The 13,075-nt window shown below is 72.3% G+C and carries 9 protein-coding genes; 6 read left to right on the top strand and 3 right to left on the bottom strand.

Translation table 11 applies throughout. From position 1 onward, the window contains the following. Positions 1 to 311 precede the first annotated feature (311 nt). Positions 312 to 932, top strand: coding sequence for a TetR/AcrR family transcriptional regulator (locus tag AB0I83_RS20030; protein ID WP_363305673.1), 621 nt, complete (start codon positions 312 to 314; stop codon positions 930 to 932). 33 nt (positions 933 to 965) lie between these two features. Here AB0I83_RS20030 and AB0I83_RS20035 read toward each other — a convergent pair whose 3' ends face one another. Both AB0I83_RS20035 and AB0I83_RS20040 read right to left on the bottom strand, forming a co-directional pair. After that, a complete protein-coding gene (locus AB0I83_RS20035; RefSeq protein WP_363305563.1) occupies positions 966 to 1,796 on the bottom strand; it encodes a MaoC/PaaZ C-terminal domain-containing protein in 831 nt (276 codons plus the stop codon). A 3-nt stretch (positions 1,797 to 1,799) separates the two neighbouring features. After that, positions 1,800 to 3,122, bottom strand: coding sequence for a 3-oxoacyl-ACP reductase (locus tag AB0I83_RS20040; protein ID WP_363305564.1), 1,323 nt, complete (start codon positions 3,120 to 3,122; stop codon positions 1,800 to 1,802). Positions 3,123 to 3,197: 75 nt separating this feature from the next. Here AB0I83_RS20040 and AB0I83_RS20045 point away from each other — a divergent pair, with 75 nt between their 5' ends. The 4 genes from AB0I83_RS20045 to AB0I83_RS20060 all read left to right on the top strand — a co-directional run bounded on the left by AB0I83_RS20045 (position 3,198) and on the right by AB0I83_RS20060 (position 9,459). Then, positions 3,198 to 4,475 (top strand): acetyl-CoA C-acetyltransferase, encoded by a 1,278-nt coding sequence (locus AB0I83_RS20045; protein WP_356842947.1) that lies wholly within the window; start codon positions 3,198 to 3,200, stop codon positions 4,473 to 4,475. Between the two features lie 239 nt (positions 4,476 to 4,714). Further along, positions 4,715 to 6,634, top strand: coding sequence for an AMP-dependent synthetase/ligase (locus tag AB0I83_RS20050; RefSeq protein ID WP_363305565.1), 1,920 nt, complete (start codon positions 4,715 to 4,717; stop codon positions 6,632 to 6,634). A 370-nt stretch (positions 6,635 to 7,004) separates the two neighbouring features. After that, positions 7,005 to 7,850, top strand: a complete 846-nt coding sequence (locus AB0I83_RS20055) for an LLM class F420-dependent oxidoreductase (RefSeq protein WP_356535124.1) — start codon at positions 7,005 to 7,007, stop codon at positions 7,848 to 7,850. Between the two features lie 124 nt (positions 7,851 to 7,974). After that, entirely contained in the window at positions 7,975 to 9,459 is a 1,485-nt protein-coding gene (locus tag AB0I83_RS20060) for a penicillin-binding transpeptidase domain-containing protein (protein WP_356535125.1), read from the top strand. 85 nt (positions 9,460 to 9,544) lie between these two features. Here AB0I83_RS20060 and AB0I83_RS20065 read toward each other — a convergent pair whose 3' ends face one another. Then, a complete protein-coding gene (locus tag AB0I83_RS20065) occupies positions 9,545 to 10,237 on the bottom strand; it encodes an HAD family hydrolase (RefSeq protein WP_356842995.1) in 693 nt (230 codons plus the stop codon). A gap of 120 nt (positions 10,238 to 10,357) precedes the next feature. Here AB0I83_RS20065 and AB0I83_RS20070 point away from each other — a divergent pair, with 120 nt between their 5' ends. After that, a complete protein-coding gene (locus tag AB0I83_RS20070; RefSeq protein ID WP_363305566.1) occupies positions 10,358 to 12,934 on the top strand; it encodes a bifunctional FO biosynthesis protein CofGH in 2,577 nt (858 codons plus the stop codon). The last annotated feature ends 141 nt before the right edge of the window (positions 12,935 to 13,075 follow it).

Genomic DNA, 13,075 nt, shown 5'->3' on the forward strand with positions numbered 1-13,075 from the left:
CGCACCCGAGAGCGTCCCCCCGCCCACCGGGCGGGGGGACGCTCTCGTGTGCGCGGTGCGCGGGCCGTCCTCGTTGACGCGGGCGCGGGCGCGGACCGGGCCGAGGGCTGCACGGCCCTCGCCGCACGGACCGGGGTGCTGTACGCGGCGGGTGGGGGAGGCCCGCTGCTGATGCGCGGGCAACCGGCCACAGGGGCCGGTTCCCGTCCGTGGGGCACGGTGCGCGCCCGTCCCGCGCCGTAGTCTTACCGGGGAGTGGCGCAGTGGGGGCGGAGGGGATGTCTGACGTGAGTGCAGTGAAGAGCAAACGGATGCCGCGCGCGGTGCGTGAGCAGCAGATGATGGACGCGGCCGTGCGGATCTTCGGGCAGCGTGGGTACCGCGCCGCGTCGATGGACGAGATCGCGGAACTGGCCGGTGTCTCCAAGCCCTTGGTGTACCTCTACCTGAACTCCAAGGAGGAGCTCTTCACCGCGTGCATCCGCCGCGAGTCGAAGGCGCTGGTGGAGGCCGTGACGGCGGCGGTCGAGCCCGGCATCCCGGCGGACCGGCAACTCTGGTCCGGGCTGCGGGCGTTCTTCACGCACACCGCGGAGAACCCGGACGGCTGGGCGGTGCTGCACCAGCAGGCGAGCTCGCACGGGGAGCCGTTCGTCAGCGAGGTCGGGGCGCTGCGCAGGGAGATCGTTGCTTTCGTGACGGGTCTGATCGGGGCGGCGGCCCGGGAGGCGCACCATGATCCGGCGCTGCCCGACCGGGACGTCGCGGGGCTCGCGCAGGCCCTGGTGGGGGCGGCCGAGGCGCTCGCGGGGTGGGCGAACGTCACCCCCGGGGTCTCGGCCAAGGAGGCCGCGTCCACCCTGATGAACTTCTCGTGGGCCGGCCTGGAGAACCTCATGCACGGACGCGGCTGGCAGTCCAGGACCGACTGAACGGCCCGGCCCCGCTCCGGCCGGGCCCGTGCGTCAGTCCTCCCGGGTCAGCCGGCCGTCGAGGTGGACGCGACCGCCGCCGCGCAGCTGGAAGTCCGTGCCGGCGGCGGCGTAGGTGACGGTGGCGGGCAGCAGTACGGGCGCCTTGAAGTCGGCCCGTACGGAACGGATCCGGCCCGGCCCGGTGACTCCGCTGCCGCTCCCGGCCTCGGCCAGACAGCGGGCGACGGTCCACATGCCGTGCGCGATGTGCCGGGGGAAGCCGAAGAGCCTCGCCGTCAGCGGGTGGAGGTGGATGGGGTTCCGGTCGCCCGACGCGGCGCCGTACCGGCGCCCCAGGTCGGTGGGCAGCCGCCAGTCCGCCACGGCGGGCAGCTCGGGCGGCCGGGGCGCCGGTGTTCCGGACGTGTCCGTCGGGTGCCGGGCCAGGTAGCCGCTGCGGGATTCCCAGGCGAGTACGCCGTCGAGGCGAGCCTCGGTCACCACGGTGACCTCCGTGCCGCGCCGATGGGCCGTCAGTTCAGCCGCGTACACGCGGAGTTCGGGCTCGTCCGTCGGCTGGAGCACCCGGTGCCGGGTGATCTCGATCCAGGTGTGGACCAGGCCGAGCACCGGCAGGGGGAAGTCACGCCCGGTCATGATCCGCATGGCCGACGGGAATCCGAGTACGTGCGGGTAGGTGAGCGGCAGCACGCCCGATTCGGTGAAGCCGCAGACCCTGCTGTACGCGGCGAGCGGGCCGGGGGCGATCCGGGTGGGCGGGAGTGTCACGCGCCCGGTGGGCAGGACGGCGCCGGGGCGCCCCACCCGCTTGAACGGCGAGGTCACGGCGCCGCGTACCAGGGACAGGCCGAGGCTGGTCACGGGTCAGGCACCCAGCAGGCTCTGGCCGCATACGCGGACGACCTGGCCGTTGACAGCGCCCGACGAGGGCTGGGCGAACCACGCGACGGTCTCCGCGACGTCGACCGGGAGGCCGCCCTGGGAGAGGGAGTTCATCCGGCGCCCGGCCTCCCGGATGAGGAGCGGCACGGCGGCCGTCATCCTCGTCTCGATGAATCCGGGCGCGACGGCGTTGACCGTGACGCCGTGTTCGGCGGCGGCGCGCGGCGCCAGGGAGCGGACCATGCCGATGATTCCGGCCTTGGCGGCGGCGTAGTTGGTCTGGCCGTCGTTCCCCGCGATCCCCGCGATGGACGCGGTGGCGACGATCCGGCCGCCGCGGTTCACCGCGCCAGTGCTCAGCAGGGCGTCCGTGGTGCGCAGGACGCTGTCCAGGTTGACGTCGATGACCGGGGCCCAGCGGTCGGCCGGCATGTTGGCGAGCCGCCGGTCGCGGGTGATGCCCGCGTTGTGGACGAGGACGTCCAGGCCGGAAGGGGCGGCCGCGGCGATCAGCCCGGCGGCGTCTGGCGCGGTGATGTCCAGCGGCAGGGCGGTGGCACCGAGCCGGTCGGCGGTGCGCGCCAGTTCCTCCTGTGCCTGGGGGACGTCGAGGCAGATCACCTGGGCGCCGTCCCTGGCCAGCACGGAGGCCACGGACGCCCCGATGCCGCGCGCCGCCCCGGTGACCAGCGCGGTGCGGCCGGACAGCGGGGCCATCCGGTCCGCTGTCTCGCCGGGGGCGTCGGCGGTGAGTGCGATGACCTGGCCGCTGACGTACGCGGAGCGCGGGGAGAGCAGGAAGTGGAGCGTGGACTCGGCCGACGCGACGGGCGCCCCCGGGGCGAGCCGCACCAGTTGCGCGGTGGAACCCCTGCCGATCTCCTTGCCGAGCGAGCGCACGAACCCTTCGAGCGCCTGCTGGGCCGCCGCCTGGTGGTGGTCGTCGGGGGAGGGCGTGGTGCCGAGGACGACGACGCGGCCGCCGCCGGCGAGCGACCGTACGACGGGGTGGAGCGCGGCGTGTACGTCGGCGAGCCCGGCGGCCGTGGTGATCCCGGTCGCGTCCAGGACGATGCCGGCCGGGCGCTCCGCGTGTCCGCCGACCTCCAGCCCGGTCGCGGCGAGCACCGGGGCGAGGGCTCCGGGGTGGGCGGACACACCGGCGGTGAGGTGCAGCAACGGCCCGTCGAGTGCGGGTGTCTCCAGCGTCCGGCGGCGCAGTCGTGCGGGCTGCGGAAGCCCGGTCCTGCGGGTCATGAAGCGGCCGGTTGCCGTGCCGGCGAAGTGCAGATAGCGGTCGGCCATTGTCCAGACTCCTGCTCGGTCGTAGATTTACTCTTGAGTAAGGTTACTCAAGGGTCAGGAGTAGGTCGAGATGAGTTGGTCGAGTTGATTCCCCTCGCGCTTCCCCAGCCGCGCCGGGTCGCCGTCGTCGGCGGCAGCCGTATCCCGTTCGCCCGCTCCGACGGTCCCTACGCGCAGGCGTCCAACCAGCAGATGCTGACCGCCGCGCTGGACGGACTCGTCGAGCGGTTCGGCCTGCGGGGACAGCGGGTCGGCGAGTTCGTCGCCGGCGCCGTCCTCAAGCACAGCCGTGACTTCAACCTGGCCCGGGAGACCGTCCTCGGGTCCGCACTGGACCCGCGCACACCCGCGTACGACATCCAACAGGCGTGTGGCACAGGTCTGCAGGCGGTCGTCGCCGCCGCCAACAAGATCGCCCTGGGTGCGGTCGACTCGGCGATCGCCGGCGGCGCGGACACCACGAGCGACGCGCCCCTCGGCGTCAACGACCGGCTGCGCAGGATCCTGCTGGACGCGCGCCGCGCGAAGTCGACGGGAGCCAGGATCAAGGCCCTGGCCGCGGTGCGCCCGAGCCATCTCGTCCCGGACATCCCGCGCAACTCCGAGCCCCGAACCGGTCTTTCGATGGGTGAGCACGCAGCGGTCACGGCCCGGAAGTGGGGCGTGTCCCGCGAGGACCAGGACCTGCTGGCGGCCACCAGCCACCAGCGGCTCGCCGCGGCGTACGAGCGCGGCTTCCTGGACGACCTCGTCGTCCCGTACCTCGGCCTGGAGCGCGACCAGAACCTGCGCCCCGGTTCCACGGCGGAGAAACTCGCCACGCTCAAACCGGTGTTCGGCGCCGGCCGTCCCGACGCGACGATGACCGCCGGGAACTCGACCCCGCTCACCGACGGCGCCGCGACGGTGCTGCTGGCGAGCGAGGAGTGGGCGAAGGCGCGCGGCCTGGAGCCGCTGGCCTACCTGTCGCTGTACGAGACGGCGGCCGTGGACTACGTGAACGGTGAGGACGGGCTGCTGATGGCGCCCGCGTACGCCGTGCCGCGCATGCTGGAGCGTGCCGGGCTGACGGTCGGGGACTTCGACCTCTTCGAGATCCACGAGGCCTTCGCCTCCCAGGTCCTCGCCACCCTCGCCTCCTGGGAGAAGCAGGGGCTCGCCCCCGTCGACAGGGACAAGCTGAACGTGGCCGGATCGTCCCTCGCCACCGGACACCCCTTCGCCGCGACCGGCGCCCGGATCGTGGCGACGCTGGCAGGCCTCCTCGCGGAGCGGGACGCGCCCGGCAGGGGGTTGATCTCGATCTGCGCCGCGGGCGGCCAGGGAGTCACCGCCATCCTGGAACGACCCTGAAGCCGAACGCCTCCGAAGCCGAACGCCTCCGAAGCTGGGCGCTCCTGAACCTGGGCGCCCCCGAATCTCGGTGCCAGGAGTCCGAACCCGAACGCCCGAACGCCCGAACGTACGCCCCCGGGAACGTCCACGACCCCGCCGCCCGTCCACACGTCAACGACCCCGCGCATCCAGCATCCGCTCGGCGCCGGCCCCAGGGACGGGGCCCGGCGCCGAACCCCCATGTCGAGGAGCCGCTCGTGTCCACGCCCGACCCCGCCGCCGTAACCGCCGCGCCCACCGAGCCCGTCCTGGTCGAGCCGACCAGGGTCAGGGCGGCCGACGGCACCGTACGGGAAGTGTCCGTGCCGCTGTTCGCGCCGACGGTGCGGCACGGCTCGCTCGCCGACATCCCCTTCGACAACGCCCGCGAGGCACCCTCGGAGGCCGTCCTCAGCCGCAAGCAGGCGGACGGGAGCTGGCAGGACGTGACCGCCGAGGAGTTCGCCGCGGAGGTCCACGCCGTCGCCAAGGGCCTGATCGCCGAGGGGCTGCAGAGCGGTGACCGCCTCGCGATCATGGCCCGGACGACGTACGAGTGGACGCTGCTCGACTTCGCGTCCTGGGCGGCCGGGCTGGTCACCGTACCCATCTATCCCACCTCCTCGGCCTTCCAGACGCGCTGGATCCTCCAGGACTCCGGAGCCGTGGCGTGCGCGGTGGAGACGAAGGAGCAGGGCCGGCTGGTCAGCCTGGAGCGGCAGCAGCTCGGCGACCTCGCCCACCTCTGGCAGTTCGACACGGGGGCGGTCGGCCGGCTCAAGACGCTGGGCAAGGACGTCCCCGACGCTGTCGTCACCGCCCGCCGTGCCGCCCTGGAGCCCGGTGCTCCCGCCACCCTCATCTACACCTCGGGCACCACGGCCCGCCCGAAGGGCTGCGTCCTGACCCACGCGAACTTCTTCGCCGAGGTCGACAACGCCATCGAGCTGCTCCACCCGGTGTTCAAGTCGGTCTCGAAGTACCCGGCCTCCACCCTCCTGTTCCTCCCCCTGTCCCACGTCTTCGGGCGGATGGTGGCGATCGGCTGCCTGCGCGCGCGGGTCAGGCTCGGGCACGCGCCGTCCATCCGGACCGAGGACCTGCTCGGCGACCTGGCCGGTTTCAAGCCGTCGTTCCTGCTGGCCATCCCCTACGTCCTGGAGAAGGTCTACAACACCGGGCGGGCGACCGCGGAGAAGATGGGCCGCGCCTCGTCCTTCGACCGCGCGGCCCGCATCGCGCGGCGCTACGGCGAGGCGGTGGAGGCCGCCGAACACGGCACGGGCCCCGGCCCCGGCCTCGGACTGCGCGCCGCCCGCGCCCTCTACGACCCGCTCGTCTACCGCCGTATCCGTGCGGCACTGGGCGGCCAGGTCCGGTACGCGATCTGCGGCGGATCCCCGCTCGGGCGCCGGCTGGCGGCGTTCTACGCGGGGGCGGGCGTCGAGATCTTCGAGGGCTACGGCCTCACCGAGACCACCGCGGCGGCCACGGTCACCCCGCCCCTGAAACCCCGCCTCGGCACGGTGGGCTGGCCGCTGCCGGGCACCGCAGTACGGATCGCGGACGACGGTGAGGTCCTGCTCAGCGGTGGCCAGGTCTTCCGCGGCTACTGGGACACCGAGCGGGCCGAGGCCGTCCCTCACGCGGAGGGCGGCTGGTTCCCGACGGGCGACCTGGGCGCGCTGGACGAGGACGGATACCTCACGATCACCGGCCGGAAGAAGGACATCATCATCACGTCGGGCGGAAAGAACGTCACCCCCGCCCCGCTGGAGGACTGGCTGCGCGCCCACCCGCTCGTCAGCCAGTGCATGGTGGTCGGCGACAACCGGTCCTTCATCGGCGCCCTGATCACCCTGGAACCGGACGGGCTCGCCCACTGGCGCCGGATGCGGAAGAAGGAGGGCGTCCCCCTGCGTGAGCTGGTCCAGGACGAGGAGCTGCGTGCGACGCTCCAGCGCGCGGTCGACGAGGCGAACAGACTGGTCTCGCGGGCGGAGTCGATCCGCAAGTTCACCGTCCTGCCGGGGGACTTCACCGAGGCGAGCGGTCATCTGACCCCTTCGCTGAAGCTGAAGCGGGACGCGGTCGCGCGGGACTTCGACGCGGAGATCGAGGAGTTGTACCGGAAGTAGGAGCCGGACGGGGCGTCGCGGAGGGCCGCGTCGCCCAGAGGGCTACCGGGAGGATCGGGGTCGGACCGCTGCTGCTCGGCGTGGTGCTGATGGAGGCCGTGCGGCGCCGCTCCCCCGGCGTTCTTCCGCGGCGAGGTGCTGACGAAGGAGACCCCGGCGTTCGCGGCTGAGCGGCCTGCGGACGCGCAGGCGCTTCGCGGGCACGGGCGGAGGAACCGGGCCCGGCTGTCACACGTACGGTGCGATTGCGGGGGAGTTCTGCGGTGAGTTGTGGGCGAATCGGAGCCATGATCCTTTCGGAGTGGACTCACCGGCCCGCCGTACCGCATACCGTTGGAGCCGTCACGGACGACGACGGAGGTGCCCTGGTATGCGGATCGCCACAACGATCTTCCTCACCGACGAGACGATCACGCCGGTCCGGCTCGCGCGTGAGCTGGAGCAGCGGGGATTCGCCGGGCTGTATCTGCCCGAGCACACCCACATCCCGGTCAGCAGGGAGACGCCCTACCCCGCGGGTGGCGAGCTCCCGGCCGAATACGGGCGCACCCTCGACCCGTTCGTCGCCCTCGGGCAGGCGGCGGCCGTCACCGAGCGGCTTGCTCTCGGCACCGGGATCACGCTGATCGCCCAGCACGACCCCATCGACCTCGCCAAGCAGGCAGCCACCCTCGACCACCTGTCGGGCGGGCGCTTCACGCTCGGCGTCGGCTTCGGCTGGAACGTCGAGGAGGCCGCCGACCACGGTGTGGAGTGGTCGAGCCGGCGCGCGCTCGGCAGCGAGCGGCTGGCCCTGATGCGAGCCCTGTGGGCGGACGAACCGACCGCTTACGAGGGTGAGTTCGGCTCGGTCCGGGCGAGCCACGCCTATCCGAAGCCGGTGCAGCGGCCGCGCGGTCCGGTGAACGGCCCCCGCACCCTGATCGGCGGGGCGGCCGGACCGAAGCTCTTCGCGCAGATCGCCCGGGACGCGGACGGCTGGCTGCCCATCGGCGGACGCGGCCTCTCCGAGTCGATCCCCGCGCTGCGCACGGCTTGGGCGGAGGCGGGCCGGGACCCGAAGCAGCTCCAGGTGGTGCCGTACGCCGTCGTGCCCACCCCCGGGAAGCTGGCGTACTACGCGGAGCTGGGCGTCGAGGAGGTCGTCCTGCAACTGCCCCCGGCGGGCGAGGCGGAGGTGCTTCGGGCCTTGGACGCCTACGCGGCGCACCTGTGACGGGAGCGCGGCGGCCGGGGAACCTCCCGGGACGGAACCGGCGGCGCCGGAACCGCATCTTTCACTTACGGACATCGATTGTGCGGCCTGTGCGTGTGCCCGGCTGCCGGGGAGCGGGAGCTCGATGAACAGACCCTTGCGGCACATAGCCATCTTCTGCGGAATCCTGATGCTGGCCCTGCTGGTGCGGACCAACTGGCTGCAGTTCGCCAGGAGCGAGGAGCTCGCCGGGCACGAGCACAACCGCAGGGTGAAGATCACCCAGTTCGCGACCCCGCGCGGCGACATCATCGTGGGCGGCAAGGCGATCACCGGATCGAAGGAGGTGTCGGGCACCGACTTCAAGTACCAGCGCACCTTCAAGAACGGCCCGATGTACGCCCCCGTCACCGGCTACGCCTCCCAGGCCCAGGGCATGTCCCTCCTGGAGAAGACGTACGACAGCATCCTCAGCGGCCAGGACGAGCGGTTCGCCTTCCGGCACGCCAAGGACATCCTCACGGGTGAGCCCCGGCGTGGCGGCGACGTCATCACGACCATCGACCCCAAGGCGCAGGAGGCGGCCTACAAGGGGCTGACCGACCTCGACGCACGGGGTGCGGTCGTGGCGCTCGACCCCGCCACCGGCAAGGTGCTCGCCATGGTGTCGACCCCCTCGTACGACCCCTCGGTCTTCGCCGGCAACTCCTTCAAGGAGGGCGACAAGTTCCAGGCCCTGGTCGACAAGAAGAGCAAGCCGCTGGCCAACCGCCCGCTTCGCGAGACCTTCCCGCCCGGCTCCACCTTCAAGATCCTCACCGCGACGGCCGCCCTGGAGCACGGTGTCGTCACGGACGTGGACGCCCCGTCCGACGCGGTCTCCCCGTATCCGCTTCCGCTCTCCACGAACAAGATCGGCAGCGAGGCCGGCGACGCGGTCTGCAACAAGGCCTCGCTGAAGAGGGCGATGCAGTACTCCTGCAACAACGTCTTCCTCGACATGGCCTCCAAGCTGGGCGTCGACAAGATGCGGGAGACGGCGGAGAAGTTCGGCTTCAACGAGGACGTCTACTCGGAGGAGTTCGGCGACATGCTCGCCACGAAGAGCCTCTACCCCACGGAGCTGGACAAGCCCGGCACGGCCCTCACCGGCATGGGCCAGGGCAGCCTCACGAGCACGCCGATGCAGATGGCGATGGTCACGGCGGCCCTGGCCAACAACGGCAAGCTGATGCAGCCCTACGTCGTCGACAAGCTGCAGGGGCCGGACCTCTCCACGCTGGAGGAGCACGAGCCGAAGCTGAAGAGCCAGGCCGTCTCCGAGGAGACCGCGAAGAAGGTCCAGGAGATGATGGAGTTCACCGCCAAGGAGGGCAGCGCGCAGAAGGCGCTGATCGACGGCGTGACGGTGGGCGGCAAGACGGGCACCGCGCAGCGCGGTGACGACGTGACCAAGGAGGTGCCGTACGGCTGGTTCGTGTCGTACGGCAAGAACCCGGACGGCCGGGCGGTCGCGGTGGCGGTCTTCATCGACCCGACGGCCATGGACATCTCCCGCTCCGACATCTCGGGCGGCAGCCTCGGTGCCCCGATCGCCCGCAACGTGATGAAGGCGGTGCTGGGGAAGTAGCGCGCCGCAGTCCCGCAGGTGCCACGTGTCCGCCCGCCCGGTGTCCGCCGGGCGGGCGGACACGTCGTACGGGGGTGCCGGCGGCTCAGACCTCCGGGGCTTCGGCGCGCGGGGCGACGGCTCTGTTCCTGCGGAGTTCGGTTCCGCCCAGCAGCGCGGGAAGTTCGGTCAGTGTGTCGATGCGCCAGTCCGCCGTCTCCATGACGTCCGGGTGGTCCGCCCACCAGTGTCCGTACGCCCCGCGTCGGATGTGGGCGGCCCGCAGGCCCGAGGACTTCGCGGGGAACAGGTCGTCGGCCGGATGGTCGCCCACGTACAGGGTCGACTCCGGCGCCGCGCCCGACACCTCCATCACGCGCGTGAAGAACTCCCGGTCCGGTTTGTCCACGCCCCACTCCTCCGAGGTGACGACCAGGTCGGCCGGCAGGTCCAGGGCCCGCAGCAGTTGGCCGGCGCGTACCGACCGGTCGCCCGCGACGACCACCCGCAGACCGAGCGCGCGCAGTTCGGCCAGCGCCGGGCGGACGTCGGGGTAGAGGTCGGTCTCGTCCAGGTGCTCGCCGCGTCCCGCCGCCGTACGGGCGTGGGACGCCTCCTCGACGTCCATGTCGGGGCGCAGGATGCGCAGTGCGTCCGTGCAGTCGCGGCCTTGTACGACCGCGGCACCGACCAGGGCGCTGACGGTGTGCGCGGGGACCCCGAGCCAGTTGGCCCAGGAGGCCCAGTGGCGGTCGTCGCGGACGAGGGTTTCTCCGATGTCGAAGACGATCGTTTCCATCACCCCTCCGAGCCTACGGGCCAACCGGTACATAACGGCCAAGGCGCCAGCGTCGGCCAGCAGGTTCCACCCGACAGAGGCCCTGGTCCGGGCGGAGTGCCACGCTCGTATGCTCGGTCCATGACCGATCCTCAGCGCCCCACGACCAACGCCATGCGGCGCGCCCTGCGGAGGGCGCGCGACGGTGTCGCCCTCGACGTGGCCGAGGCCGCCGTCCTGCTGCGGGCGCGGGGCGAGGACCTCACCGACCTCGCCGCGTCCGCCGCCCGGGTGCGCGACGCGGGGCTGGAGGCCGCGGGCCGGCCCGGCGTCATCACCTACTCCCGCAAGGTCTTCATCCCGCTGACCCGGCTCTGCCGCGACACCTGCCACTACTGCACCTTCGTCACGGTGCCGGGCAAGCTCCGCCGGGCCGGCCACGGGATGTTCCTCTCCCCGGACGAGGTCCTCGACATCGCCCGCAAGGGTGCCGGGATGGGCTGCAAGGAGGCACTGTTCACGCTGGGGGACCGGCCGGAGGACCGCTGGCCCGAGGCGCGGGAGTGGCTGGAGGCCGAGGGGTACGACGACACCCTCGCGTACGTCCGGGCCATGGCGGTCCGGGTCCTGGAGGAGACGGGGCTGCTGCCGCACCTCAACCCCGGCGTGATGACGTGGACGGACCTGCAGAGGCTGAAGCCGGTGGCCCCGTCCATGGGCATGATGCTGGAGACGACGGCGACCCGGCTGTGGTCCGAGAAGGGCGGCCCGCACCACGGTTCCCCCGACAAGGAGCCGGCGGTCCGGTCGCGGGTCCTGGAGGACGCCGGCCGGTCCAACGTGCCGTTCACCACCGGCATCCTGATCGGGATCGGCGAGACCTACGAGGAGCGCGCCGACTCCCTCTTCGAGCTGCGCAGGACGGCCCGCGCCTATCACGGCATCCAGGAGGTCATCGTCCAGAACTTCCGGGCCAAGCCGGACACCGCGATGCGCGGGATGCCGGATGCCGAGCTGGAGGAACTGGCGGCCGCTGTCGCCGTGGCCCGCCACATCCTCGGCCCGTCGGCCCGCATCCAGGCCCCGCCGAACCTCGTCGACGCCGAGTACGCGCTGCTGATCGGCGCGGGCATCGACGACTGGGGCGGCGTCTCGCCGCTGACCCCGGACCACGTCAACCCCGAACGCCCCTGGCCGCACATCGACGAACTCGCGGCGCGCACAGCCGAGTCCGGCTTCCGACTCCGCGAACGCCTCACCATCTACCCGGAGTTCATCCAGCGCGGCGAGCCCTGGCTCGACCCCCGCCTCCTGCCGCACGTGCGCGCGCTCGCCGACCCGGAGACCGGCCTCGCGAAGGAGGGCGCCATCCCGGTCGGGCTGCCCTGGCAGGAGCCCGACGAGGGCTTCAACGCGTCGGGCCGCACCGATCTGCACCGCACCATCGACACCGAGGGACGCACCGGGGACCGGCGCGACGACTTCGACGAGGTGTACGGCGACTGGGAGGCCCTGCGCGAGGCGGCCGCCCCCGGGATGGTCCCGTCCCGCATCGACACCGACGTACGCCAGGCGTTGAGCCAGGCGGCCGACGACCCCACGAAGCTCACCGACGGCCAGGCCCTCGCCCTGCTCCACGCGGACGGGCAGGCGCTGGACGAGCTGTGCCGGATCGCGGACACCCTGCGCCGCGACGTGGCCGGCGACGACGTCACCTACGTCGTCACCAGGAACATCAACTTCACCAACGTCTGCTACACCGGCTGCCGCTTCTGCGCGTTCGCCCAGCGGCGTACGGACGCCGACGCGTACACCCTCTCCCTGGACCAGGTCGCCGACCGTGCCGCGCAGGCCTGGGACGTCGGCGCGGTCGAGGTGTGCATGCAGGGCGGCATCCACCCCGACCTGCCCGGCACGGCGTACTTCGACATCGCGCGGGCCGTGAAGGAACGCGTGCCCGGCATGCACGTCCACGCCTTCTCGCCGATGGAGGTCGTCAACGGCGCCAGCCGCACCGGCATGTCCATCCGCGACTGGCTGGCCGCCGCGAAGGAGGCCGGGCTCGACTCCGTCCCGGGCACCGCGGCCGAGATCCTCGACGACGAGGTCCGCTGGATCCTCACCAAGGGCAAGCTGCCGACGGCCACCTGGCTGGAGGTCATCAGGACCGCGCACGAGACGGGCCTGCGCTCCTCGTCCACCATGATGTACGGCCACGTCGACCAGCCCCGCCACTGGCTCGGCCACCTCAGGACACTGGCCCGCCTCCAGCAGGAGACCGGCGGCTTCACGGAGTTCGTCACCCTGCCGTTCATCCACACCAACGCCCCGGTCTACCTGGCCGGAATCGCCCGCCCCGGCCCCACCGACCGCGACAACCGTGCCGTCACGGCCATGGCCCGCCTGCTGCTCCACCCGCACATCACCAACATCCAGACCAGCTGGGTGAAGCTGGGCGCCGAGGGGGCCGCCGAGATGCTGCGCTCGGGCGCGAACGACCTCGGGGGGACCCTGATGGAGGAGACCATCTCCCGGATGGCCGGATCCAGTTACGGTTCGTCCCGCTCGGTCCAGGACCTCGTGGCCATCGCCGACCTCGCGGGCCGGCCGGCGAAGCCGCGTACGACCCTGTACGGCGAGGTGCCCGAGGAGCGCGTCGAGGCCGCCGCCGCGTCGGACGGCCACCTCCCTGAGCTGCTCCCGGTGCTGCCCGGGTGACGGCCCCGGCCGGGAATCGCCGTCATGGAACACACGCCGCACCGAGGTGTACGCCGATGACGCGGACCTCGCCCTGATCAAGGAGGCGGCGGCACCAGGATCCGGATCGACGCGCTGTGTGTCGCGCTCCGCGTCCCGCAC

The organism is Streptomyces sp. NPDC049970, from assembly GCF_040660235.1.
In the GTDB taxonomy this organism is placed as follows: Bacteria; Actinomycetota; Actinomycetes; order Streptomycetales; family Streptomycetaceae; genus Streptomyces.